Origin of the sequence: Amycolatopsis sp. VS8301801F10 (assembly GCF_046195355.1) — a bacterium.
In the GTDB taxonomy this organism is placed as follows: domain Bacteria; phylum Actinomycetota; class Actinomycetes; order Mycobacteriales; family Pseudonocardiaceae; genus Amycolatopsis.
In genome coordinates, this window is sequence record NZ_CP176065.1 from 5,249,757 (window position 1) to 5,275,768 (window position 26,012).

19 protein-coding genes are annotated in these 26,012 nt (G+C 71.5%); 15 read left to right on the forward strand and 4 right to left on the reverse strand.

Going from position 1 to position 26,012, the window contains the following annotated elements:
* Positions 1-91 precede the first annotated feature (91 nt).
* From F9C11_RS24865 to F9C11_RS24890, 6 genes are all read left to right on the forward strand, one after another.
* A complete protein-coding gene (locus F9C11_RS24865; RefSeq protein WP_409179759.1) occupies positions 92-1,141 on the forward strand; it encodes a ParA family protein in 1,050 nt (349 codons plus the stop codon).
* Positions 1,138-1,554: a cobyrinic acid a,c-diamide synthase gene (locus F9C11_RS24870; protein ID WP_409179760.1), complete on the forward strand. Its 417-nt coding sequence runs from the start codon at positions 1,138-1,140 to the stop codon at positions 1,552-1,554. Before F9C11_RS24865 ends, F9C11_RS24870 begins: the two co-directional genes overlap by 4 nt.
* Positions 1,554-2,579: a segregation and condensation protein A gene (locus F9C11_RS24875; RefSeq protein WP_409179761.1), complete on the forward strand. Its 1,026-nt coding sequence runs from the start codon at positions 1,554-1,556 to the stop codon at positions 2,577-2,579. The genes F9C11_RS24870 and F9C11_RS24875 overlap by 1 nt, the downstream gene beginning before the upstream one ends.
* Complete coding sequence (scpB, locus tag F9C11_RS24880; protein ID WP_409179762.1) at positions 2,576-3,436, forward strand: SMC-Scp complex subunit ScpB; 861 nt, start codon at positions 2,576-2,578, stop codon at positions 3,434-3,436. Before F9C11_RS24875 ends, scpB begins: the two co-directional genes overlap by 4 nt.
* On the forward strand, positions 3,426-4,178 hold the full coding sequence (locus tag F9C11_RS24885; RefSeq protein WP_409179763.1) for a pseudouridine synthase: 753 nt from the start codon (positions 3,426-3,428) through the stop codon (positions 4,176-4,178). Before scpB ends, F9C11_RS24885 begins: the two co-directional genes overlap by 11 nt.
* 88 nt (positions 4,179-4,266) lie before the next feature.
* Complete coding sequence (locus tag F9C11_RS24890; RefSeq protein WP_409179764.1) at positions 4,267-6,168, forward strand: Xaa-Pro dipeptidyl-peptidase; 1,902 nt, start codon at positions 4,267-4,269, stop codon at positions 6,166-6,168.
* A 48-nt stretch (positions 6,169-6,216) separates the two neighbouring features.
* Here F9C11_RS24890 and F9C11_RS24895 read toward each other — a convergent pair whose 3' ends face one another.
* Together F9C11_RS24895 and F9C11_RS24900 are read right to left on the reverse strand one after the other, a co-directional pair.
* Positions 6,217-7,407 (reverse strand): cation:proton antiporter, encoded by a 1,191-nt coding sequence (locus F9C11_RS24895; RefSeq protein WP_409179765.1) that lies wholly within the window; start codon positions 7,405-7,407, stop codon positions 6,217-6,219.
* A complete protein-coding gene (locus tag F9C11_RS24900; RefSeq protein ID WP_409179766.1) occupies positions 7,407-7,889 on the reverse strand; it encodes a cation:proton antiporter regulatory subunit in 483 nt (160 codons plus the stop codon). Before F9C11_RS24900 ends, F9C11_RS24895 begins: the two co-directional genes overlap by 1 nt.
* A gap of 211 nt (positions 7,890-8,100) precedes the next feature.
* Here F9C11_RS24900 and cmk point away from each other — a divergent pair, with 211 nt between their 5' ends.
* The 9 genes from cmk (at position 8,101) to F9C11_RS24945 (ending at position 22,299) form a co-directional block, all read left to right on the forward strand.
* Entirely contained in the window at positions 8,101-8,826 is a 726-nt protein-coding gene (gene cmk / locus F9C11_RS24905; RefSeq protein ID WP_409186972.1) for a (d)CMP kinase, read from the forward strand.
* Positions 8,823-9,479 carry a lysophospholipid acyltransferase family protein gene (locus F9C11_RS24910; protein WP_409179767.1) on the forward strand — a complete coding sequence of 219 codons (657 nt, stop codon included), beginning with the start codon at positions 8,823-8,825 and terminating at the stop codon, positions 9,477-9,479. Before cmk ends, F9C11_RS24910 begins: the two co-directional genes overlap by 4 nt.
* A gap of 15 nt (positions 9,480-9,494) precedes the next feature.
* Positions 9,495-10,976 carry a ribosome biogenesis GTPase Der gene (gene der / locus F9C11_RS24915; protein WP_409179768.1) on the forward strand — a complete coding sequence of 494 codons (1,482 nt, stop codon included), beginning with the start codon at positions 9,495-9,497 and terminating at the stop codon, positions 10,974-10,976.
* Positions 10,977-11,230: 254 nt separating this feature from the next.
* Entirely contained in the window at positions 11,231-15,118 is a 3,888-nt protein-coding gene (locus F9C11_RS24920; protein WP_409186973.1) for a Pls/PosA family non-ribosomal peptide synthetase, read from the forward strand.
* 82 nt (positions 15,119-15,200) lie between these two features.
* Positions 15,201-16,556, forward strand: a complete 1,356-nt coding sequence (locus tag F9C11_RS24925; RefSeq protein ID WP_409186974.1) for a M1 family metallopeptidase — start codon at positions 15,201-15,203, stop codon at positions 16,554-16,556.
* A gap of 121 nt (positions 16,557-16,677) precedes the next feature.
* Entirely contained in the window at positions 16,678-16,947 is a 270-nt protein-coding gene (locus F9C11_RS24930) for a VOC family protein (protein WP_409179769.1), read from the forward strand.
* Positions 16,944-17,525 carry a dihydrofolate reductase family protein gene (locus F9C11_RS24935; protein ID WP_409179770.1) on the forward strand — a complete coding sequence of 194 codons (582 nt, stop codon included), beginning with the start codon at positions 16,944-16,946 and terminating at the stop codon, positions 17,523-17,525. Before F9C11_RS24930 ends, F9C11_RS24935 begins: the two co-directional genes overlap by 4 nt.
* A gap of 158 nt (positions 17,526-17,683) precedes the next feature.
* Positions 17,684-19,978, forward strand: coding sequence for a glycosyl hydrolase family 95 catalytic domain-containing protein (locus F9C11_RS24940; protein WP_409179771.1), 2,295 nt, complete (start codon positions 17,684-17,686; stop codon positions 19,976-19,978).
* Positions 19,979-19,998: 20 nt separating this feature from the next.
* Entirely contained in the window at positions 19,999-22,299 is a 2,301-nt protein-coding gene (locus F9C11_RS24945) for a glycosyl hydrolase family 95 catalytic domain-containing protein (RefSeq protein WP_409179772.1), read from the forward strand.
* 1 nt (position 22,300) lies between these two features.
* On the opposite strand, the gene F9C11_RS24950 is transcribed toward F9C11_RS24945, so the two are convergent.
* Positions 22,301-24,031, reverse strand: a complete 1,731-nt coding sequence (locus F9C11_RS24950; protein ID WP_409179773.1) for an FAD-dependent oxidoreductase — start codon at positions 24,029-24,031, stop codon at positions 22,301-22,303.
* The gene (locus F9C11_RS24955; RefSeq protein ID WP_409179774.1) at positions 24,018-25,943 is read right to left on the reverse strand and encodes a maleylacetate reductase and hydroxyquinol 1,2-dioxygenase domain-containing protein; all 1,926 of its coding nucleotides are present in this window, start codon (positions 25,941-25,943) and stop codon (positions 24,018-24,020) included. Before F9C11_RS24955 ends, F9C11_RS24950 begins: the two co-directional genes overlap by 14 nt.
* Between the last annotated feature and the right edge of the window lie 69 nt (positions 25,944-26,012).

Here is a 26,012-nt window from a genome sequence, read left to right on the forward strand (position 1 = left end):
CGGCCCGTGCGGCCCGGCGCGGCGCTTTGCCGGGGCTCCGGAAATCCGCATAGGCTGCGCCAGACCCCGCCGAACAAGGAGCTTTCGCGCCATGTCGACACCGACCCCGAACCAGCCGGAGGACCCGGCAGCGTCGCCCGGGTCCGCCGCGCCAGCCGGGCCGTCCGGGTCAGCCGGGCCGTCCGGTCCGGCCGCGGCGAACCTCGAGCACGCGCGGATCGCCACGCCGGCGGACCACGAGGGCGACGAGCCGGAGCGGCCGATGACCCGCGGCGAGCGCGCCCGGATGCGGGCGAAGGAGCGCGCGGAGAGCGGGATCGGGCCGACCGGGCGCCCGCTGCGCGAGATCCCCGAGCCGCCGCCGCTGGAGCGGCACGGCCCGGCGAAGGTGCTCGCCATGTGCAACCAGAAGGGCGGGGTCGGCAAGACCACGTCCACGATCAACCTCGGGGCCGCGCTCGCCGAATGCGGCCGCCGCGTGCTGCTGGTCGACTTCGACCCGCAGGGCGCGCTGTCGGTCGGGCTCGGCATCCAGCCGCACGAACTGGACCAGACGGTCTACAACGTCATCATGGAGCGCTCGGTCAAGATCGAGGACGTGCTCCGCAAAACCCGCGTCGACGGCGTTGACCTGCTGCCGAGCAACATCGACCTGTCGGCGGCGGAGGTCCAGCTCGTCGCAGAGGTAGGGCGCGAGCACACGTTGTTACGGGTCCTTCGTCCGGTGATGAACGACTACGACTATGTTCTTGTCGACTGCCAGCCCTCGCTCGGCCTGTTGACGGTGAACGCATTGACCGCCGCGGACGGTGTGATCATCCCCCTGGAGTGCGAGTTCTTCAGTCTGCGAGGCGTCGCGCTCCTGATCGACACGATCGAGAAGGTGCAGGAACGCCTCAACCCCAAACTGGACATCACGGGGATTCTCGCCACGATGTACGACCCGAGAACCCTGCACTCGAAGGAGGTCATGGCTCGCGTGGTGGAGGCATTCGGCGACACCGTGTTCGACACGGTGATCAACCGCACCGTGCGGTTCCCCGAGACGACGGTCGCGGGCGAACCCATCACGACCTGGGCCCCCAAGTCCGCCGGCGCCGCGGCCTACCGCGCGCTGGCCCGCGAGGTGATCGCTCGGTGAGCAGGCGCGCTTCCCTGCCCGGAGCGTCGGAGCTTTTCCGCCTCACCTCCAGTCCGGCGACCCCCGCCCTCGAACGCCCCGCCGTGCCCGCTCCGGCGGAACCGGTGCAGCGCGGCGGCAAGCCCGCCGGCGGCGCGGAGGCCGAGCAGCTGGCCCGCAACGCGGCGCGCGGCGGCTCCGGGCGCACCAAGCACGACGCGAAGATCACCGTGTACGTCTCCGGCGAGGAACTGCTCGCGATGGAGCAGGCCCGGCTGAACCTGCGCGCCAAGCACGACCTGGTCGTCGACCGCGGCAGGCTGGTCCGCGAGGCGGTCGCGGTGCTGCTCGCCGACTTCGACCAGCGCGGCGAGGAGTCGGTGCTGGTGCAGCGATTGCGGGCGAGCGGCGAGGACGGCGGAACCGAGGGCTGATGGACGAACCGGCATCGGCCGAGCTGCCGGAGCCGGAAGCGGCGGTCTCGGAAAACGTCTCGGAGAACGTCTCGGAGAGCTCGGAGAGCACTGCCGGCTCGGACGGCGCGGAGAGCACCGGGGACGCGGACGCCGCCGCGGTCCCGGAAGACCCGGCGGCTCCGGCCGGGCACCAGACGGTGCACGGCGGCACCATCCCCGAGGGGTACGCCGCCGAGGAGGGCTCCTCGAAGTTCAAGGTGCGGCTGCAGAACTTCGAGGGCCCGTTCGACCTGCTGCTGCAGCTGATCTCGCAGCACCAGCTGGACGTCACCGAGGTCGCCCTGCACACGGTCACCGACGACTTCATCGCCTACACCCGCGCGCTCGGGCCGGACTGGAACCTCGACGAGACCACCGAGTTCCTGGTGATCGCGGCGACCCTGCTCGACCTCAAGGCCGCCCGGCTGCTGCCCGCGGCCGAGGTCGAGAACGAGGACGACCTGGCCCTGCTGGAAGCCCGCGACGTGCTGTTCGCGCGGATGCTGCAGTACCGCGCGTACAAGCAGGTGGCCGCGCTGTTCGGCGAGCTGGAGGAGAACGCGCTGCGCCGGTACCCGCGGTCGGTCGCGCTGGAGGAGCGCTACCTCGGGCTGCTGCCGGAGGTGATGCTGGGCGTCACGCCGGAGCGGTTCGCGGAGATCGCGGTCGCGGTGTTCCGGCCGAAGCCGCCGCCGCAAGTGTCGATCGCGCACATCCACATGGGGCGCGTGTCCGTGCGCGAGCACGCCGCGCTGCTGCGGGTGAAGCTCGCCGAGGCCGGGCAGGCGACGTTCAAGGAACTGACCTCGGACTGCGAGCACACGGTGGAGGTCGTGGCCCGGTTCCTCGCGCTGCTGGAGCTGTACCGCGAATCGGCGGTGCAGTTCGACCAGCTGGAGGCGCTGGCGGAACTGCACGTCCGCTGGACCGGCGGCAGCGTGGCCGAGGCGTCCGCCGCCGCCGAGCAGGACCGCGCGGCGGCCGAGGAGGAGGAATACGGGTGAGCACCGAAGACGACCGCGTGCCGGAGGAGACTCCGGAGGCTCCGGCGGAAGAGGCCCAGGTCGAGGCCGAAGAGGCGGCGGCCGAGCCGGTCGGGGAGCCGGAACCGGCCGCGGAGACCGAGCCGGAAACCGCGCCGCGGCCGGACAACGAGGCCGAAGCGGAGCCCGCCGACGCCGTCGAGCCGGAGACCGCGGAGCCTGCCGAAGCCGAAGCCGAGGCCGCGCCGGAGGGCGAAGCCGCTGCCGAAGCCGAACCCGAAGCCGGGCCCTCCGACGACGAAGGCCTGGTCGCCGTGGACAGCGGCCTGCCCAGCGTCGAGGACGACGAGGCGCTCGAAGCCGCTCTCGAAGCCCTGCTGCTCGTCGTGGATTCGCCGATCGGGGAGGATTCCCTCGCCGAAACGCTGGACCAGCCGGTCGCCCGGGTGACCGTCGCGCTGCGCACCATGGCGCAGAAGTTCGCCGAGCGGGCCAGCGGGATCGACCTGCGGCGCGTCGGCGAAGGGTGGCGGTTCTACACTAGGGACACCTACGCCCCGTTCGTGGAGAAGCTCCTGCTGGACGGCCAGCGGTCGAAGCTGACCAGGGCCGCGCTGGAGAGCCTCGCCGTGATCGCGTACCGGCAGCCGGTCACCCGGGCCCGGGTCGCGGCGGTGCGCGGGGTGAACGTGGACGGCGTGATCCGGACCCTGCTGGCGCGGGGGCTCATCGAGGAGATGGGCACCGACCCGGAGACCACGGGCACGCTGTACGTGACGACCGAGCTGTTCCTGGAGCGACTGGGGCTGTCGTCGCTGAACGACCTGCCCCCGATCGCTCCGCTGCTACCCGAAGTGGACACCATCGATGACATCTGAGCAGCACCCCGACGGCATCCGCCTGCAGAAGGTCCTGTCGCAGGCCGGCGTGGCGTCGCGCCGCGCGGCCGAGGACCTGATCGCGGCCGGCCGCGTGGAGGTGGACGGCGAGGTCGTCACCGAGCTGGGCCGCCGCGTGCACCCGGAGGAGGCGGTGATCCACGTCGACGGCACGCGGGTCAACCTCCGCGACGACCTCGTGTACCTCGCGTTCAACAAGCCCAAGGGCGTGCACTCCACGATGTCGGACGACCGGGGCCGCCCGTGCGTCGGCGACTACCTGCGCGGCCGGTGGGAGGAGACCCCGGGCGTCGTGCACGTCGGGCGGCTCGACGAGAACACCGAGGGCCTGCTGCTGCTGACCAACGACGGCGACCTCGGGCACCGGCTGATGCACCCGTCCTACCGGGTGCTCAAGACCTACTTCGCGGAGGTCGAGGGCCTGGTGCCGCGCGGGCTGGGCAAACAGCTGCGCGCGGGCTGGGAGCTGCCGGACGGCATCGTGAAGGTCGACCAGTTCCGGGTCAAGGACATGCACTCCGGCCGCAGCATGGTCGAGCTGGTGATCCACGAGGGCCGCAAGCACATCGTGCGCAGGCTGATGGCGGCCACCGGGCACCCGGTGCGCAAGCTGGTGCGCACCGCGGTCGGCGACGTCCAGCTGGGCAACCAGCGCCAGGGCACGATCCGCAGGCTGAACCGCGGCGAGGTCGGCGCGCTGTACCGCACCGTGGGACTCTGACCGGTTCCCCACTTTCGGCCCTGATGCCGGGCCCCGCCGCCCCGGTTGAGTTGTCGGTACCCGACGACGACTCTGGAGGGCGACGGGAATGCGTGTGCTGACAGGGCTGTGCGCCGCCGCGGTGCTGGCCGCGGGAGTGGTGGTGCCGGCGGCCGCGACGGCCGCCCCGGCGAGAACCGCGACGGAGCCGCAGTACGACTACGCCGGGGCGATCCGCGAGACGGTGTGGGTCGACCTCGGCCGGGACGGCGACGGAGACGGCGTGAGCGACCGGGTCGCCGCCGACATCGTGCGGCCGAGGGAACCGGCCGAGGCGGGCAGGAAGATCCCGGTGATCATGGATGCCAGCCCGTACTACTCCTCGGTGGGGCGCGGCAACGAAACCCAGTTCAAGACGTACGACGCGCAGGGCCGCCCGGTCGGCTTCCCGCTGTTCTACGACAACTACTTCGTGCCCCGCGGGTACGCGGTGGTGCTCGTGGACCTGGCGGGCACGAACCGGTCGACCGGCTGCGTGGACGTCGGCGGCAACTCGGACGTCCAGTCGGCGAAGAAGGTGATCGACTGGCTGAACGGCCGCGCGACCGGCTACACCGCGAAGACCGGCGGCACGACGACGTCGGCGGGCTGGAGCGACGGCGGCGTCGGGATGATCGGCAAGTCCTACGACGGCACCATCGCCAACGGCGTCGCCTCGACCGGCGTCGAGGGGCTCAAGACGATCGTGCCGATTTCCGCGATCAGCTCCTGGTATGACTATTACCGCTCGGACGGCGCGTCGTTCGGCTTCAACCCGGACGGGCTCGCGCAGACCGTCGAGCGGCGCAACGGCGGCCAGGACTGCTCGGCGCAGAACCGGAAACTCGCCGAGGGCGCGACCGAGAACGGCGACTACGGGCCGCTGTGGGCGGAGCGCGACTACGTGGCGAACGCGAAGAACGTGCGCGCCAGCGTGTTCATCTCGCACGGCGTGAACGACCTGAACGTCATGCCGATCAACTACGGCCAATGGTGGGACGCGCTCGCCGCGAAGGGCGTGCAGCGCAAGATCTGGCTCGCGCAGACCGGCCACGTCGATCCGTTCGACTACCGCCGCACCGAGTGGGTCGACACCCTGCACCGGTGGTTCGACCACTATCTGATGGGCATCGACAACGGCATCGACAAGGAACCGATGGCGACCGTCGAACGCCAGCCGGACCAGTGGGCCAGCCAAGCCGCTTACCCGGCGCCGGGCACGAAGACCACGGTGTTGCGTCCGCAGCCGGGCCGCACGCCGGGCGTCGGCACGCTCGGCACCGTGGGCAGCCGGGGAAGCGCGTCGTTCACCGACAACCCGAAGACGGGGGAGAACGAGTGGGCGGCGAATCCGTCGGCCACGTCGGCGAACCGCGTCCTGTACAGCACCGGTCCGCTCACGGCACCGGTGCAGGTTTCGGGCACCTCGTCGATCACCGTGACGGCGACGCCGAGCACTTCGACCGCGCGGCTGTCGGCGATGCTGGTGGACTACGGCCCGGCGAAGATCCGCAATTTCTCCGGCCCCGGCGAAGGAATCGTGACCGGCACGGACCGCACGTGCTGGGGTTCGAGCACCGACGGCGACAGCGCCTGCTACAAGGTGACCAGCGCGGACACGAAGAACGTGGACTACACGATCATCAGCCGAGGCTGGGCGGACCTGGCGAACTACCAGTCGCTGAGCCGGGAAGCGCGGCTCACGCCGGGCAAGGCGTACACGATGACGTTCCGTCTCGCGAGCACGGACCACGTCGTCCCGGCCGGGCACCGGCTGGCGCTGGTGATCGGCGGGACCGACAACGGTTTCATCGCCGCGCCCGCGAACCCGCCGAAGCTGACGATCGACCTGGCGAAGACCGCGGCCCAGATTCCGCTGGTCGGCACGGTTCCGGCGCGTCCGCGGACGGAATCCGCGCCCTCGGGCGCCTTGGCGCACGTTCCGGCTGCCGCGCGGTTCGACCTGCGCTGACCGAAGCCGGGTGGGGACGCCGATTGCCTCGGAGTCCCCACCCGGACGTCAGTTGGCGGTGACGGTTTCCTTCGCGGCGGCCTTGCGCTGGAAGGCTTTCGCGATCGGCTCCACCACTCGAGCCGCGGTAGGCCCGAGAATCGCCATCAGCAGCACGTACGCGGTAGCCAATGCGGCGAGTTCGCCGTCCACCGCGCCCGCGGTCACCGCCAACCCGGCGATCACGATCGAAAACTCGCCCCGCGCAACCAAAGCCGCCCCGGCCCGAGCGCGGCCGAGCCGTCCAATTTTCTGCCGACGCGCGGCCCACCATCCGGTAGCCACCTTCGTCAGCGTCGTCACCACGGCGAGAATCGCGGCCCATCCCAGCACCGGCGGGATCGACGACGGGTTGGTATTCAACCCGAACACCACGAAGAACATCGCCGCGAACAGGTCCCGCAACGGCTCCAGCAACCGAGTCGCGTTGTGCGCCGTCGAGCCGGACACCGCGATCCCCAACAGGAACGCCCCGACCGCCGCCGACACCTGCAGCGCCGACGCGATTCCGGCCACCAGCAGCGCCGCGCCGAGGATCTTCAGCAGGAACACTTCCCGGTCGTCGCTGTCCACCAGCGCCGAGACGTAGCGGCCGAACTTGAGCGCGATCACCAGCACCACGGTGATCACCAGCAGCGAGATGCCGACCGCTTCCAGGCCGCCGAGCAGGCTGACCCCGCCGAGGACCGCGGTGAGGATCGGCAGGTACAGCGCCATCACGAGGTCCTCGAACACGAGGATCGACAGCACCACCGGCGTTTCGCGGTTGCCGAGCCGGCCCAGGTCGCCGAGGACCTTCGCGATGATGCCGGACGACGAGATGTACGTGACGCCCGCCATGACGATCGCGCCGATCGGGCCCCAGCCCAGGATCAGCGCGACCGCGGCGCCGGGCGCGGCGTTGAGCACGATGTCCACCAGGCCCGCGGTCCACGACCGCCGCATGCCGGTGAACAGTTCGGCCGCGGAGTACTCCAGGCCGAGCAGCAGGAGCAGCAGCACCACGCCGATTTCGCTGGCGAGGTGGGCGAAATCGCCGATGTCGGCGAGCGGGATCAGCCCGCCCGAGCCGAAGCACAGGCCGCCGAGCAGGTACAGCGGGATGGGGGAGAGGCCGATCCGGCCGGCGAGCCTGCCCAGCGCGCCGAGCACGAAGAAGACCGCGCCGAGTTCGATCAGCGAAAGTGCGGTGTGGTCCATCAGCCGTGCTTGAGGATCTTGGCGGCGGCTTCCAGGCCCTCGGACGTGCCGACCGCCACGAGCAGGTCGCCCGCGGTGAAGAGGAAGTCCGGCGTCGGCGACGGGTGCACCTGCCCGGCCCGCATCACCGCCACCACCGAAACGCTGGTGCGCGTGCGCATCGCGGTGTCGCCGAGCGAACGGCCGTCGAACGGGCTGTCCGCGGTGATCGGCAGCTGCTTGGTGTTGATGCCCGGCAGCTCGCGGTGCTCCTCGTTCAGCTGCGCCACCAGCTGCGGCGCGCCCAGCAGGTTCGAGAGCGCGCCCGCCTCGTCCGCGGTCAGCGGCAGCGACGCGAGGCAGGCGTCCGGATCGTCCGATTTGGAGACGATCAGCTCGATCTTGCCGTCCCGCTGGGTCACGACGCCGATGCGGCGTCCCGCGCGGGTGGCGAAGTCCTTGCGGACACCGATTCCGGGAAGGGGGGTGACTTCGACGTTCACGCTAGCCAAGGTAACTCATTGTCCGATTCGCGGAGTTCAGCCCAGCAGGAACAAGATCGCGGTGACAGCCCTGAACGCGCCGTGGCGGAGTGCCTGACAGTCCGCCGTGGACACCGCCTGAGGTGCCGGGACCGGCTACCGGCAGAATGAACCGGACCGGGAGTGCGGGACGAACGTGAGGAGAACATCGGTGACGGGAGCCCTACGTGGGGTGGTCGCGCTGGACGGCCCGTCGGGAACCGGCAAGACCACGGTGGCGCGCAAGCTCGCCGGCCGGCTGAGCGCCCGCTACCTCGACACCGGAGCGATGTACCGCGTCGTCACGCTGGCCGTGCTGCGCGCCGGCATCGACCTCGCCGACGAACACGCGGTCGGCGCGCTCGCGCACGACGTCGACTTCTCGCTCGGCACCGACCCGGAGCGGCCGGACGTCCGCCTGGCCGGCGAGGACGTGGCCGCCGAGATCCGCGGCCCCGAGGTGACCGGCGCGGTGTCGCCGGTGTCGGCCGTGCCGCAGGTGCGCGAGGTGCTCGTCGCCCGCCAGCGCCGGATGATCGCCGACGCGACCGAGGGCGACGGCGGGATCGTCGTGGAGGGCCGCGACATCGGCACCACCGTCGCGCCGGACGCGCCGCTCAAGGTCTACCTCACCGCCTCGGCCGAGGTCCGCGCCGCGCGGCGGAACACCCAGGACTCCGCGGCGGGCCGCGCCTCGAGCGTCGAATCCGCCCGCGAATCGGTGGAGCGCCGCGACCGGATCGACTCCACCCGCGCCGCCTCGCCGCTGCGCGCGGCCGGGGACGCGGTCCAGGTGGACACGTCCGAGCTGACGATCGACCAGGTGATCGTCGCGCTGGCCGAACTCGCCCGCGGGCGCGGGCTGCTCGGCGACTGCCCGGCCGAGCCGGCCGCCGCCGAGGCCGGGGTCAGCCGGTGAGCGGGGCCCTCCCCGAGGGGGCGAACGGGCTCCTGCTCGACATCGGGCGGACCGCGGGCCGGTATTATCTGCGTCCGGCGTTCCGAATCCGGGTGCACGGCCGCGACCGGGTGCCCGCCGGCGGGCCGCTCGTCGTGATCGCGAACCACAGCTCGAACGTCGATCCGCAGCTGCTGATCGGAATGCTTCCGCGGCGCAGCGCGTTCCTGGCCAAGGCCGAGTTGTTCAAGGGCGCCGCCGGGCGGCTCCTGCGGGCGATCGGCCAGATCCCGGTCCGCCGGGGCGAGATCGACCGGACGCCGCTGACCACGGCGGTCGGGGTGCTCAAAGCGGGCGGGGCGGTCGGGATCTTCCCCGAGGGCACTCGCGGCGAGGGCGACGTCGGGGCCGCCGAACGCGGCGCGGCGTGGCTCGTGCGCGCTTCGGGCGCCACGGTGCTGCCGGTGGCGATCCGCGGGACGCGCAAGCCCGCCGACGGCAAACGCCGGTGGCGCCCGCGCGTGGACCTCCTCTTCGGGGAGCCGTTCGCGCTGAAGGTCGGTCCGGGCCGCAAGGGCCTGGACCAGGGCACTGAAGAGCTGCGCGCGCAGCTCGCGGCGCTGGTGAAGGCTTTGGACGACTGGCGGGGCGAACACGGGTTCGCCACGCCGTAGGCGAAGTGGGAAACAATGACAGGGTTTGACGCCGCCGACAGTGCGGTGGACGGTCTCGGCGAAGTCGACGGAAGCTGGTCCGACGAGTCCGAGTTCGCCGCGCTCGACGCGCAGATCGAGGCCGAGGAGGCCGACGGCCGGGCGGCCGCCGCGCAGCCGGTGCTCGCCGTGGTCGGGCGGCCGAACGTGGGCAAGTCCACGCTGGTCAACCGCATCCTCGGCCGCCGGGAAGCGGTCGTGCAGGACGTGCCGGGCGTGACGCGCGACCGCGTCGCCTACGACGCGTTCTGGGCCGGCCGCCGGTTCACGCTCGTCGACACCGGCGGCTGGGAGCCCGACGCCACCGGCCTGCAGGCCTCGGTCGCGCAGCAGGCCGAGATGGCCATGCAGACCGCGGACGCGGTGCTGCTGGTGGTCGACGCGACGGTCGGGGCCACCGCCACCGACGAGGCCGTCGCGCGCGTGCTGCGCCGCTCGAAGAAGCCGGTCCTGCTGGCCGCGAACAAGGTGGACGACGATCGGCTGCTGGCCGACACCGCGTCGCTGTGGTCGCTGGGCCTCGGCGAACCGCATCCGGTCAGCGCGCTGCACGGGCGCAGCTCCGGCGACCTGCTCGACGCCATCATGGCCGCGCTGCCCGAGGCGCCGCGCGAAGCCGGCGCGGTCACCGCCGGGCCGCGCCGCGTCGCGCTGGTCGGCAAGCCGAACGTCGGCAAGTCCAGCCTGCTCAACCGGCTTTCCGGAGAGCAGCGCTCGGTGGTCGACTCGGTCGCGGGCACCACGGTCGACCCGGTCGACTCGCTGGTCGAGCTGGACGGCGAGGTCTGGCGGTTCGTGGACACCGCGGGCCTGCGCAAGCGGGTCAACTTCGCCGACGGCGCGGAGTACTACGCCTCCCTGCGCACCAAGACCGCGATCGACGCGGCCGAGGTCGCGCTCGTGCTGCTGGACGCGTCCGAACCGCTGACCGAGCAGGACCTGCGGGTGCTGACGATGGTGGTCGAGGCGGGCCGCGCGTGCGTGCTGGTGTTCAACAAGTGGGACCTGGTCGACGAGGACCGCCGGCACGCCATGGTGCGCGAGCTGGACCGCGGCCTCGTGCGGGTGCCGTGGGCGGAGAAGGTCAACGTCTCCGCGCTCACCGGGCGCGCGGTGCGCAAGCTCGCGCCCGCCCTGCGCACGGCGCTGGCCTCGTGGGACCAGCGCGTGTCGACCGGGCAGCTCAACGGCTGGCTGTCCGACCTCGTCGCGGCCACGCCGCCGCCGGTGCGCGGCGGCAAGCAGCCGAAGGTGCTGTTCGCGACGCAGGCCGGCATCCGCCCGCCGACGCTGGTGCTGTTCACCACCGGCTTCCTCGAGGCCGGGTACCGCCGGTTCATCGAGCGGAAATTCCGCGAGCAGTTCGGCTTCGCGGGCAGTCCGGTCCGGGTGAATGTGCGCGTCCGCGAAAAGAAGCAGAAGCCGAAGGCGGGCGGAAAAGCGGCCCGCAACCGGTGATTCCTTTCCCGGCAAGGGAATCCCGGCGGAGCCGATTTCCCGGGATTCCCTTGCCGGACCAGCGCGCGGTGACGTCCGACACGCCGCCGTTGCCCAGGCGCGACCTGGGCTTGATCGCCGCGTAAAGTGGACGGTCGCTACGGGCGCCTCATTCGGATGGCCAGCCCGAATGACGCTCGCGAAAGGTGAGTGATGGGCTTGCGCGCCCAGAGTTCGACCCTGCCCCTGTCGTGCCGGAATACCGGGGCGGCCCGGTGACGCTGACCGCCGATTCCGGCAGCACCGAAGCACTGACTCTCGCCGTCGAGGCCGCGCTCTCGCCCGCTCTGTTCGAGACCGCCGCGCCCGCCGCCGAGCGCACCCTGCTGGACATCCTCGCCGCGACCGCGGAGCGGCACCCGAACGCCGCCGCGCTCGACGACGGCACCGGCCCGCTGAGCTACCGCAGGCTGACCGAAGAGATCGACGCGTACGCCGGCAAGCTGCGCGAGCACGGCGTCGGCCGGGGCGACCGGGTCGGCATCCGGATCTCCTCGGGCACCGCCGAGCTGTACATCGCGATCCTGGCGACGCTGTCGGTCGGCGCGGCGTACGTGCCGGTCGACGCGGACGACCCGGACGAGCGCGCCGAGCTGGTGTTCAGCGAGGCAGGCGTCGCCGCGATCGCCACCGATGGCGAGATCACCGTCGCGGGCACGCCGAGCGGGGCCACTGGCACGCCTGGCCCGTCCGACGACGCGTGGGTCATCTTCACCTCCGGCTCCACCGGCAAGCCGAAGGGCGTCGCGGTCACGCACGCCTCGGCGGCGGCCTTCGTGGACGCCGAAGCCCGGCTTTTCCTGACCGACGAGCCGATCGGCCCGGGCGACCGGGTGCTGGCCGGGCTGAGCGTCGCGTTCGACGCCTCCTGCGAAGAGATGTGGCTGGCCTGGCGGCACGGCGCCTGCCTGGTGCCCGCGCCGCGCGCGCTGGTCCGCACCGGCGTCGACCTGGGCCCGTGGCTGGTCGCGCAGGGCATCACCGTGGTGTCGACGGTGCCGACGCTGGCCGCGCTGTGGCCGGCGGACGCGCTGGAAGACGTGCGGCTGCTCATCTTCGGCGGCGAAGCCTGCCCGCCGGAGCTGGCCGAGCGCGTGGCCGTCGAAGGCCGCGAAGTGTGGAACACCTACGGCCCCACCGAGGCGACCGTCGTCGCCTGCGCCGCGCAGATGACCGGCGAGGGACCGGTGCGGATCGGCCTGCCGCTGGCCGGCTGGCAGCTGGTCGTGGTGAACGAGGCGGGCGAGCCGGTCGCCATGGGCGAAACCGGCGAGCTGGTCATCGGCGGCGTCGGGCTCGCCCGGTATCTCGACGCGGACAAGGACGCGGAGAAGTACGTGCCGCTGCCCTCGATGGGCTGGGAACGCGCCTACCGCAGCGGCGACATGGTCCGCGCGGAGCCGGAAGGCCTGCTGTTCCTCGGCCGGATGGACGAGCAGATCAAGCTCGGCGGCCGCCGGATCGAGCTGGGCGAGGTCGACGCGGCGCTGCAGGCGCTGCCCGGCGTGCGCGGCGCGGCCGCCGCGGTCCGCCGCACCAAGGCGGGCAACCAGGTCCTCGTCGGCTACGTCGTGCCCGAGGACGGCGCGACGCTCGACACGGACGACGCCGCGACCCGGCTGCGGGCGCAGCTGCCCGCCGCGCTGGTGCCGCTGCTCGCCACGATCGACGATCTGCCCACCCGCACGTCCGGCAAGGTCGACCGCGCCGCGCTGCCGTGGCCGCTGTCCACTGTGGACGCGAGCGCGGCCGGTCTGTCGCCCACCGAGGCGTGGCTCGCCGAGGGCTGGAGCGAAATCCTGGGCGTGTCGGTCAGCAGCGCCGGCGCCGACTTCTTCACCAACGGCGGCGGCAGCCTCACCGCGGCGCAGCTGATCGCGCGCATCCGCACCCGCCACCCCGAGGTGTCGGTCAGCGACATCTACCAGAACCCGAAGCTCGGCGCGCTGGCCGCGAAGCTGGACGCGCTGAACGGCGAGGAGACCGAGCGCCGCGAGATCGCGCCGACGCCGCGCCGCGCCGGGCTCGTGCAGTCGCTGCTGATGGTCCCGCTGATGGGCCTCGTCGGACTGCGCTGGACCACGCTCGCCGCCGCCTGCTCGAACGTGCTCGCGCTGCTGGGCGTTTCGTGGGCGCCGACGCTGAACTGGGCGTGGCTGGTGCTCGCCTGGCTCGTGCTGTTCACCCCGGCGGGGCGGATCGCCGTCGCCGCGGGCGGCGCGCGCGTGCTGCTGGCCGGGGTGCGCCCCGGCACCTACCCGCGCGGCGGCAGTGTCCACTTGCGACTGTGGACCGCCGAGAAGCTGGCCGAGTTCAGCGGTGCGGACAGCGTCGCGGGCGCGTCGTGGATGACGACGTACGCGAAGGCGCTGGGCGCGCGCATCGGCAAGGACGTCGACCTGCACTCGCCGCCGCCGGTCACCGGCTTCCTCAAGCTGGGCCGCGGCGCCGCGGTGGAGCCCGAGGTCGACCTGTCCGGCCACTGGGTCGACGGCGACGTCGTGCACATCGGCAAAATGCGGATCGGGGCCGAGGCCCGGGTCGGCGCGCGCAGCACGCTGTTCCCCGGCGCCCGGATCGGCAAGGGCGCGGAGATCGCCGCCGGGTCGACGGTGCGCGGCGCGGTCCCGGCGGGCCAGCGCTGGGCCGGTTCGCCCGCGGTGCGCTCGGACGTCAAGGACGCGCTGAAATGGCCGTCGAGCCGTCCGCCGCGGTCGCGGTTCTGGGCCGCGGTGTACGGCGCGACCTCGATGTTCCTCGGGCTGCTGCCCGGGATCGCTGCGCTGCCCGGCGTCGCGGTGATCGGGTACGCGGTCGTTGGCGCCTCTGATGTGGGCGCCGCGCTGGGCCAGGCGCTGCTGTTCGCGCCGGTCGCCACCGTCGCGTACTTCCTGACGTACGCGCTGCTCGTGCTGGCCGGGGTCCGCGCGCTGGGCGTCGGCATGGTCGAGGGCTACCACCCGGTGCACGGCCGCGTCGCGTGGCAGGTCTGGGCGACCGAGCGGCTGATGGGGATGGCTCGCGAAGGCCTGTTCCCGTTGTACGCCAGCCTGTTCACGCCGGTGTGGCTGCGGCTGCTCGGCGCGAAGGTCGGCCGCAACGTGGAGGCGTCCACCGTCCTCGCGCTGCCGAAGATGACCAAAGTGGACAGTGGCGCGTTCCTGGCCGACGACACCATGGTCGCCACCTACGAACTGGGCCACGGCTGGCTGCACGCCGCCCCGGCGCGGATCGGCAAGCAGGCGTTCCTCGGCAACTCGGGGATGACCGCGCCGGGCCGTTCGGTGCCGAAGCGCGGGCTGGTCGGGGTGCTGTCCTCGACTCCGGCGAAGGCGAAGAAGGGCTCGTCGTACCTCGGCATGCCGCCGCTGCCGGTGCGCCGCGCGGTGGAGCAGAGCGACACCAGCCGCACGTACACGCCGCCGCTGCGGCTCAAGGCGGCCCGCGCGCTGGTCGAGCTGTGCCGGATCGTCCCGGTGATGTGCGCGGTCGCGCTGACCGTCGGCGTCGCGTTCGCGCTGCTGGCGCTGGCGTCGCAGGGCGGGTTCTGGGTCGCCGCGCTGCTGGCCGGGCCGGTGCTGCTGGCCGCCGGGATCGTCGCGGCGCTCACCGCGACGGCGGCGAAATGGCTGCTGGTCGGGAAGTTCCGCGAGATCGACCATCCGCTGTGGAGTTCGTTCGTGTGGCGCAACGAGCTGGCCGACACCTTCGTCGAGGCGCTCGCGGTGCCGTGGCTGATCGGGGCGCTCGGCGGCACGCCGCTGCTGCCCGCGTGGCTGCGCACGATGGGCGTCAAGATCGGCCGCGGCGTCTGGCTCGACACCTACTGGCTGCCCGAGTCCGACCTGGTCGAACTGGGCGACGGCGCGACGATCAACCGCGGCTGCGTGGTGCAGACGCACCTGTTTCACGACCGGATCATGACCATGTCGCGGGTGACGCTGGAAGAGGGCGCGACGCTCGGCCCGCACGGGATCGTGCTGCCGGGCGCGAGCATCGGCGCGCGCACCACGGTGGGCCCGGGCTCGCTCGTGACGCGCGGCGACGCGGTGCCCGCGGACACCCGCTGGCTCGGCAATCCGATCTCGGCCTGGCGGCGGTGAGGGCGGAGGCGTTGCGGACCCTGTCGCGGCGCCTCATCCTGGAGAAGATCACGGCGGCGGGCGAAGGCGGGTTTCGGTGCGGGTGAACGGGAAAGCGGCCGCGCCCGGAGCGGAGACCTCGGGCGACGGATACCTCCCCGCGCACGGGAACGGCGGCTACCGGGTCCGGCACTACGACCTCGATCTCGACTACCGGATCGGGCCGAACCGGCTGTCCGCCACCGCGGTGCTCACCTGCGAGGCCACCCAGGCGCTGTCCCGGCTGACGCTCGACTTCGGCGAGTTCCGGGTGTCGCGCGTGCTGGTCGGGGGCAAACCGGCGAAGTACACCCGGCGCGGGCTGAAGCTGCAGGTCAAACCGGCGCGCTCGGTGCCGGCCGGCACCGAGTTCCAGGTGGAGGTCCGCTACGCGGGCAACCCGCGCCCGGTGCGCAGCCGCTGGGGCGACATCGGCTGGGACGAGCTGACCGACGGCGCGCTGGTGGCGAGCCAGCCGGTGGGCGCGCCGTCGTGGTTCCCGTGCAACGACCATCCGGCGGACAAGGCGAGCTACCGGCTCGCGGTGGCCACGTCGTCGCCGTATCTCGTTGCGGCGACAGGGAATCTCGTGTCGCGGTACCAGTCGGCGAGCACCACGAAATGGGTGTTCGAACGGCCGGAGCCGACTTCGACGTACCTGATGAGCGTCCAGATCGGGCGGTACGAAGACCTCGAATTGTCCGACGGCGCCTGGGTTCCGGGGACTGTGGTCGACCGGCCGGGCGGCGTCGTGCAACGGGCCGCGGTGCCGCCTCGGCTGCGGCGGGCGTTCGCGCGGGACTTCGGCCGCCAGGGCCGGATGATGGAGGCGCTCGAGGAGTGGTTCGGGCCCTATCCGTTCGGCGAGTACGTCGTGGTGGTGACGGACGACGACCTCGACGATCCGATCGAGGCGCAGGGGATGGCGATCTTCGGGGCCAACCACGTGGACGGCAAGCGCACGCACGAGCGGCTCGTGGTGCACGAACTGACGCACCAGTGGTTCGGGAACAGCCTGACGGTGGCGGACTGGCAGCACATCTGGCTCAACGAGGGATTCGCTACTTACGCCGAGTGGCTGTGGTCGGAGCGGTCCGGCGGCGAGTCGGCGGAGGCGTTGGCCCGGACGTGGTACGGGCGGGTGCGGGCCAAGCCCGCGGACGTGGCGATCGGCGATCCCGGGGTGGCCCGGATGTTCGACGAGCGGGTCTACAAGCGCGGCGGGCTGACGCTGCACGCCTTGCGCGGGGAGATCGGGGATCCGGCGTTCTTCGCGCTGGTGAAGGCGTGGGCGGTGGAGAACCGGCACGGTGCGGTGACTACCGAGGGGTTCGTGTCGCTGGCCGAGTCCTACGCGGGGCGGTCTCTGCGGGAGTTCTTCTCGGCTTGGCTGGACCGGGCGGAGTTGCCGGCGCTCTGAATCCGGGCCGCCGGGCGCGTCGGACGGAAATTTCTCCGCGGGTGTCGAATCCGGCGCCGGGCGATCGACGCACCGGTGAGTGCGGCTGGCAGCGGGCCAGGCACGCGAAGGAGGCACCGGAATGCGGACTCCGCACCTCGGCTTGCGGGTGACCGATCTTCCCCGGTCGCTGAAGTTCTCTTCGGCGCTCGGCTACGAGTTCGTCGGCACTGTGCCCGGGACGGCGATCGGGCAGCTGACCATGCTCAAGCTGCCCGGCGACGAGTTCGTCACCGTCGAGACGTTCCTCGCCGACCCGGACGGGCGGCGGATCGAACTCGTCCAGTGGCCCGCGGGACACCTCGACGGCATGACCGCCGCCGACTGGGCCGGAAGCGGGACGGGACGATGAGCCGGACGCCGCTGCGGCTGTACATGTCCATGTCGGTCGACGGGTACATCGCCGGGCCGGACGACCGGCCGGGCCAGGAACTCGGCCGCGGCGGCGGACGGCTGTTCAACTGGCTCGACGACCGCAGGTCCGAAGAGGTCAACGGGCAGGTGTACGCCGAGGCCTCGTCCACCGGTGCGGTGATCTCCGGCCGCCGCACGTTCGAACTGGCCAAGCGATGGAACGGCGACCACCACGACGGCGTCCCGATCCACGTCCTCACCCGCCAGGCCGATCCGGCCGACGTGCCGCCGGGCAGCGCGCGGTTCTACACCGACGTCGACGCCTGCGCCGACGAGGCCCGGGGCAAAGCGGGTGGCCGCGCGGTGCTGGTCCACGGCGCGGGCGCGGCGCAGGCTCTGCTGGCAGCGGGCCAGCTCGACGAACTGGAACTGCACCTCGTCCCGGTGCTGCTGGGCGGGGGACGGCGGTTGTTCGAGCCGGCCGGGCTCGGCTCCGTCGAACTGGAGCCGGTGCGCCGGCTCGAGGGGCGCGGCGTCACGCATCTGCGGTACCGCGTCGTGCGTCCTGCTCGGTGATTTCACGTATCTGAACCCGCATCCGGCGGATCCCAGTCATCGGATGTCTGTGCGGCTTTCCGAGTGAACAACCCTGGCTTTCGCCTGTCCTGTCTGGATATATTCCGCTCACCTCGCGCCAGCGGGAGCGAAACGTAATATGAATCCGGAGGAACGTCATGGTCGGGGTGTCGCGGCGGACGGTGCTTCGATCCGTGTCGGTCGCTGCCGGAGCGGCGGCGTTCGGCGGGCTGTGGGCCCAGGGCGCGCCACCGGGGCTGGCGGTGCCGCGCGGCCCGCACCGCGAGGTCGCCATGGACGCGCGGATGCGCTGGCGGCGGATGCCGAAGAACTGGCAGGAAGCGCCGTTCCTGGCCAACGGCTTTCTCGGCGTCCAGGCTTACGCCGGGCAGACGCCGCAGGTGCTCAAGTTCATGCTCAGCCACACCCAGGTCCAGGACCAGCGCATCCAGTGGGAAGCGGGGATCGGCCTGTCCCGGCTGCCGATCGGCGCGGTCACACTCGCCTTCGCGGGCGCGATCACCGGCGTCGACTGGACGCTCGACCTCTACAACGCCGAACTCGGCGGCACCATCACCACCACTCGCGGGCAGGTCGCGTTCTCCGCCGTGGTGCACAACGATCTCGGCGTCCTGCTCGTCTCGCTCGACCCGAGCGCGGGCGAATCCGGGGCGACCTGGGGCTTCGCGCCGCTCGTGTCGGCCACGACCCGGACGGTGCGCAAGCCCCCGGAGTACACCGCGAATCCCGACCCCGAACAGACCGACGGGTACTGCGCACAGCCGTTGACCGCGGGCGGCGGGTATACGACGGCGTGGGGGGAGAAGCGGGTCGGCTCCAAGCGGTTGTTCGCGGCGACGGTCGCGTATTCGTTCCCGGGCTCCACGCATACCCGCGACGCGGTGTCGTCGGCCGGCCGGGCTCTCTCGATGAATCCGGACGTGCTGCTCGCCTGGCATCGCCGCTGGTGGAACGGCTTCCATCAGCGCAGTTTCGTGTCCGTGCCGGACAAGCAGGTGCAGCGGTTCTACTGGATCCAGCTCTACAAGATCGCCTCGGCGACCCGCGAGGACGGCCCGGTGGCCGCCGAATGGGGGCCGTGGTTCCCGGAGGTCGGCAACAGCTGGACGGCGGTGTGGTGGAACCTCAACGTCCAGGTCACGTATCCGATCGTGAACAGCACCAACCATCCGGAGCTGGACGCGGTGACCGAGACCTTCCGCCGCGATCACGCGAACCTGGAGGTGTCCGTTCCGCCCGCGTACCGGGACGGCGACACCTACGCGCTGTCGCATCCGGGGGACTGGCGGCTGCGGCCCGGCGGCGTCCGCACGGTCGGCGTTCCGGGGACGACGTCCAAAACGGACCAGACCGGAAACCTGTTGTGGGGCCTGCACAATGTCTGGCTCGCGTACCGGCATCACCTCGACCAGCCGGTGCTGCGCGACGTGCTGTACCCGACGCTCGCGAAGGCGCTCAACTTCTACCGGCACTTCCTCTTCACCGGCCCGGACGGCCTCCTGCACCTGCCGCTCACCCGGTCGCCGGAGTACGCCGACGCGGCCGACTGCACCTACGACCTGTCGCTGATCCGCTGGGCCGCGACGACCCTGGCCTACTCCGCGCGGATCCTGCGGCTGAACGAACCGCGCGTGCCGATGTGGCGGGAGATCGCGGCGAAACTCGTTCCGTACCACGAGGATCCGGCTGAGGGCGTGCTGATCGGCGACGGGGTCCGGCTCGCCGCTTCGCACCGGCACTTCTCGCACCTGCTCTGGCTGTACCCGTTGCGGGAGCGGAACTGGGAGCGGCCCGCCGACCGGGACGTCATGACCCGCACCTTCCGGCATTGGGCGGCGGACCAGTCGGCTTGGCACGGCTACAGCTACGCGGCCGCGTCGTCGATGAACTCGGTGATGGACCAGCCCGAGGAAGCCTTGCGGTACTTGAAGTTCTTCCTCGACCGGAACATCGTCGCGGACACCGAACTGACCGCGAACACGATGTACCGCGAGGGCTCGAACTTCGCCGTCGAAAGCCCGATCACCGCCGCCCAGTCCGTGGTGGACATGCTGCTGCAGGGGTCCGGGGGAGTGGTGAAGGCGTTCCCGTCGGTGTCGGCGAAATGGCCGGACGCGTCGATCGCCGGATTGCGTGCCGAGGGCGCGTTTCTGGTGGACGCGTCGCGGCGGAACGGTGCGACGGAGTTCGTGCGGGTGCACAGCGAAGCCGGTGCGCCGCTGGTGCTCGACCATGGGATCGACGGCGACATCGACGTCCGCGACGAGTGGGGTCGGCGGTTGTCGTGGCGGCCGGTCGGGCCGCGGCGGATCACGGTGGCGTTGCGGCGGGGCGGCACGGTCACCGTCACCCCGCGCGGGGCCCGGCCGGACTTTTCGCCGCGTGACGTTCCTTCGCTGGGCGCTGTTCCGGCCTGGGGTTTGCCTGACTAGAAACGAGGAGGCTGGCGGACATGGACATCTCGCGCCGGACAGTGCTCGGCGGAGCGCTCGCGGGCATCGCCGCCGGAGCGGTCGGAGTGCCTCCAGTGCTGCCGCGGGCCGATGCGGCGGAACTGGGCCGCGACGGCGTCGGCTGGGCGGACTTCCTCGCGACCGCGGATCTGCGATGGCGGCGGATGCCGAAGACCTGGTACGAGGGACCGTTCCTGGGCAACGGTTTCCTCGGCTCCGGCATCTACGCCGAACCCGGGCGCAACGCGGTCCGCTTCAACGTCCAGCACAGCCAGGTGCAGGACCACCGGCCGCAGTTCGGGTCGCTGTTCGGCCTGGCGCGGTTGCCGATCGGGTACTTCACGCTCGAACCGGTCGGCGCGATCACCGGCCTCGACTGGCGGCTCGATCTCTGGAACGCCGAACTCAGCGGCACGATCACCACCGCGGCCGGGAGTCTTGAGCTGCGCGCGATCGTCCACACCGGACAGTCGCTGCTCGCGGTGGAGGTGCGGCCGTCGGAGGGCGAGCGCGGTTTCCAGTGGGTGTTCCATCCGGCGAAGGCGATCAGCCCGCGGGCTGATCCGGTGTGGAAAAAGCCGCCGCCGGACGGATATCTGGAGAACCCGCCGGTCCAGCTGCGGCAGGCGGGCGACGCGCACCTCGCGGTCCAGCCGCTGCTCGCGGGCGGCGAGCACGTGACGGCCTGGCGCGAGGTCGCCCGGGGCAGTGCGCGGACGCTGTACACGTCGGTCGCGTGGTCGCATCCGGAGAAGACCTCGGCGGTCCGGGCCCTGCAGACGGTGCGGCGGGCGAGCGCCCTGGACGTGCTGACCTGGGACCACCGCCGCTGGTGGCACGACTACTACCGGCGCAGCTTCCTGTCCGTTCCGGACACTCGGCTGCAGAGTTTCTACTGGATCCAGCTGTACAAAGTCGCCTCCGCCGCGCGCCGGGAAGCGCCGGTGATGGCGACTTCCGGGCCGTGGCTGGAAAACACGCCGTGGCCGGCGACCTGGTGGAACCTCAACGTGCAGCTGGAATACTGGCTGATCCAGGGTTCCAACCACCTCGAACTCGACGCGGTCAGCTACGCGCTCGGCAAATACCGCGACCGGCTCACCAGCCAGGTCGCCCAGCCGTACCAGGCCGATTCCGCGGGCATCCCGCGCACCACCGACATGACGCTCCTCAACGGCCTCGCTGACGCGACCAGCGGCTACCCGGTCGGCATTCCCGGCAAGGACACCCCGACCCCCGAGGTCGGCAACCTCACCTGGGCGCTGCACAACGTCTGGCTCACCTACCGGCACACGATGGACCGCCAGCTGCTGCGGGACCCGCTGTTCCCGTTGCTGCGCAAGACGATCAACTACTATCTCCACTTCCTCGCCCCCGGCGCGGACGGCCGCCTGCATCTCCCGGCGACCTTCTCCCCGGAGTACGGCGTGAACGCGCCGGACACGAACTACGACCTCGCGCTGATCCGCTGGGGTTGCCGGACTTTGCTCGACAGCGCGCGAGAGCTGCGCATCGCCGATCCGCTGGCGGGGAAGTGGCGGGAGGTGCTCGCCACGCTCACCGACTACCCGGCCGACGAAAACGGCTACATGATCGGCGCGGGCGTGCCGTTCGCGAAGTCGCACCGGCATTACTCGCATCTGCTGCAGATCTACCCGCTTTACGAGATCACCTGGGAACAGCCGGAGCACCGCGAGATCATCGAAACCTCGCTCAACCACTGGGTAGGCTTCGAGGGCGCGTTGCAGGGCTACACGTTCACCGGCGCCGCGTCGATCTCCGCGCAGATGCTCCGCGGCGAGAAGGCCGCGTATTATCTCGGCGAACTCCAAAAGCGGTATATCCAGCCGAATACGATGTACAAGGAATCCGGTCCGGTCATCGAAACGCCGTTGTCCGCGGCGAAATCCATGCAGGACATGCTGGTGCAGAGCTGGGGCGGCGTCGTCCGGCTTTTCCCGGCGGTACCGGAGGCGTGGGGCGACATCGCACTGCGCGACTTCCGGACCGAAGGCGCGTTCCTGCTCAGCGCATCGCGGGAAAGCGGGAAAACGCGTTGGCTGAAGGTGCACAGCGAGGCCGGTGCGCCGTGCGTACTGCGGCCGGGCATCGACGGCGAGCTGACGGTGACGGACGCGCACGGCCGTCCGCGGAGGTGGCGGCGGCTGGCCAACGGCGACGTGCAAGTCGACCTCGGACGCGGTCAGGACGCGTACGTGTACCGCCGCGGCGACCGGCCGGACTTCACGGTCCGGCCGGTGCCACCGGGCGGGGCGAGCGATCCGTGGGGGATGCCGTGAGCTAACGGTCGAGGAGCTTGCGAAGTGCTTCCGGCAGGCCCGTTCCCGCGGTGGCGCGCCGCCAGGCGACGTAGCCGTCCGGCCGGACCAGGAGGCAGCCGTCTTCCTCGATGCCGCTGCCGCGCGCCCAGTCTCCGTAGGAATCGCGGGCCTCGGGCGAACCGATGGTCACCACCCGCAGGTCCAGTCCGAGGTCCGCACCGGCTTTCGCGGCGGCCTCTCGCCAGGCGCCGCCGGTGAGTCCGGTGAGGACAGTCCACCGGCCGCGGCCGGCCAAGTCCAGTGTGGACACTCGACGGCCGTCCGGGCCGACGAGCCAGACGTGCGGCAGTTTCGCGCCCGGCGCGGTCGTGGGCCGGTGGTACAGCTCGGGATCCCTTGCGGCAGGCGGTTCCTCGCCGTCGGGGAGTACTGCGTTCGACACGTACCGCTGGTCCATCTCCACGCCGTGCGCGTTGAACTCGTAGTTCTTCAGCTCGATCGCCGCCCGCAACTGTTTCCGCCGCAGCGCGCCCTCTTCGGTCTCGGCGGTGCAGGCGGCGAGACCAGCGGCGATGGCGGCCGAATCGCTGTCGCCGTCGATGCCGAGCGCGGCGAAGATCGGTCCGAACTCCTCGCGGCTGAGGTTCGCCCGGTCCACGATCTGCTTGCCGACCGGGGCCCGCTCGGCGCTGTAGCTGTCGAGAAGTCCTTCGCCCGCCTCGCCGCGGACGACCATCGCGAGTTTCCACGCCAGGTTGTACGCGTCCTGCACCGAGGTGTTGGACCCGAGCCCGTTGGAAGGCGGATGCCGGTGCACCGCGTCGCCCGCGCAGAACACGCGGCCGGACGAGTACCGCGTGGCGCAGCTGTGGTTGACCGTCCACAGCGAAGCCGAGGTGATCTCCACCGGCAGGTCCGGGTCGCCGACGAGGTCCCGCACGATCCGGGCCGCCTCCTGGCCGGTCACGTCGGGCGGCGGCTGCGCGATGTCGTACCCCCAGGTCAGCAGCCATTCGTTCCACGGCCGGACCATGCGCACGAGGCCCATCCCGATGCCGCCGAGGTGCGCGCCCGGCCGCATCACCCAGTACAGCACGCTCGGCCGGTGCGCGACGTACTGGGAAAGGTCGGCGGTGAAGGTGATGTTCATGCTGCCGGCCTTGCCGGACTGGCCGTCGATCGGCAGCCCGGCCTGCTCGGCGACGCGGCTGCGGGCGCCGTCCGCGCCGATCAGGTAGCGGGCGCGGAGGGGGAACTCGTCCCCGCGAACCCGGTCCCGGAGCCGCGCGGTCACCCCGTCGGCGTCTTGGGCGAAGTCGAGGAATTCCGTGTCCAGCCGCAGTTTCGCCCCGCGCGCGGCGGCGTTCGTGACCAGGATGGGTTCCAGATATGTCTGCGGCAGGTCGATCAGATGGCACGGGCTCGCCGCCGCGTACTCGGTGGCCGAGCGATCGGCGGTGCCCCAGCTGGCGATCCGGCCGATCTCCTCGCCGGCGAGCGACGTGCACAGCACGGTGTCGCCCATCAGCTCCGGGGGAGTGCCTTGCGCGAGCGCCTGGTCTTCGACGCCGAGGTCGCGCAAGACCTCCATGGTCCGCTGGTTGGTGATGTGCGCGCGGGGCGTGTGCGCCGTCCAGCCGTATTTGGTCACGAGGACGGTGCGGACGCCGTAGGTCGCGAGCAGCAGTGCGGCGGACGCTCCTGCCGGGCCGCTGCCGACCACGAGGACGTCGGTGTCATGACTGGTCATGGTGGGTTCCCGGGGAGACGCGGAAGGTGAATTCGAGGCGGCGCCAGGGTTCGCGCCCGTCCGGCGCGGGGCCGGTCTGCTCGGCGAAATCGGCGATCAGGCCGTCCTTCACGCCGAACACGGTGTCCGAATCGAGGTAGTCGCCGCCGCGGACGAACAGCTGGGTGACCAGCGTGCGGTAGCCCGGTTTGGCGATCATGAAGTGCACGTGCGGCGCGCGGAACGGATGCCGCCCGGTCGCGGCCAGCATCCCGCCGACCGGGCCGTCGTCCGGGATCGGATACGCCGACGGCACGATCGTCCGGAACCGCAGCCTGCCCTCGGCGTCGGTGCGGAACCGGGCGCGCAGCACCGGACCGTCCACGTCGGGCAGCTGGACGTCGTAGAAACCGTCCTCATTGGACTGCCAGACGTCCACCACCGCGTCCGGCACCGGGGTTCCGTCCGGTTCGGTCACCTGGACATTCGTCCACAGTGGAGTGCCCGGGAGTCCTTCGGCGAGGTCCGCGCCCTGTTCGGTTTCCGGTGGTCCTTCGACGTAGAACGGGCCCAGCACGGCCGACGGAGTGGTGTCCGGCGTGCGCGAGTTCGCGAGCACGTCGACCACGCTCGAAACGCCGAGGGTGTCCGACAGCAGGATGAACTCCTGGCGGGTGTCCGAGCTGATCTGCCCGGTGCGGGTGAGGAAACCGATCGCGTACTCCCACTCCTCCTGGGTGAGATCGGTGCGCACGACGTATGAATGCAGTGTGCGAACCAGTTCGGTCAGCAGTTCACGAACCCGAGGGTCTGGCGTGCCGGCGAAACTGTCCACGACCTCCTGGGTGAGCCCGCGCAGATCCGGCGGGGCGCCTTCAGCCGGGGCCGGGCGGGCGCCGGACCACGCGTGCCGCAGCAAGTCTTCGATGCCCTCGCGAGCGAGTTCGCGAGGATTCGGATACGGCGCGGCGGCGGCCAGTTCGGCGGCCTTGGCGAGATCTCCTTCGGCGAGACCGATTTCGGCCAGCGAATGCGGTACCGGCAGGCTCGCGATCAGGTCGAACACCGCCGTCGGCGCGTCCGGGGCGCCCAGCGCCTCGGCGATCCGGCGCATCGCGTCGGCGGCGTCCGGCGCGTTGTACGCCATGGCGTGGGGGAGGACGACCGTGTGCGTTTCCGCGTGCGGCAAACCGAAACTGCCGCCGAGGGTGTGGCACAGCTTGTGGTGCAAGCCCATCCCGACCGAACCCAGGCACGAACCCGCCAGCCACGCGGCCCGCAGCGCGTCCGTCCGAGCGTCCGCATCGGACGGATCGGCGGCGATCCGCGGCAGCGCGGCGGCGAGCAGCCGGATCGCTTCCAGGGCGAACTGGTCGACGATCGGGTTCGCCTGCGCCGAATAGAGCGCCTCGACCGCGTGCGCCATCGCGTTGACGCCGCTGGTCAGCGAAGTCGGCACGGGCAGGCCGAGGGTGCGGTCGACGTCGTAGACGACCACCTCGGGCAGCACCTTCGGCGACGACTGCGTGGTCTTGCGGCCGTTCTCGGTCTGGCCGACCACCGGCGTCATCTCGGACCCGGCGTAGGTGGTCGGCACGATGATCTGCGGGAGGTCGGTGCGCAGCGCGAGCGCCTTGGCCAGCCCGGTCGCCGACCCGCCGCCGATCGCGACCACGCAGTCCGCGGAATGCTCGGCGACCAGCGCGAGCGCGCGTTCGGTGACCTCAACCGGGGTGTGCATGGCGGGTTCGCCGAAGCGCGCGGCGAGCAGCGGGCCGAGCGCCTCGGCCGTCTGGTCGGCTGCGTCGGCGGCCGACTTCCCGGCCACCAGCAGCACGCGGCGGGAACCGAGCCGCTGCACCTCCTCGGGGACGACGGAGAGCGTGCCGCTGCCGAACACGACCCGGGCCGGGTTGGCGGTGTAGGTGAACATCGACGGTCCTTCCACGCGGGTACGTCGAAGTATCCGCGTGGCGAGGACCTCGCGCCTGCACAGACGTGC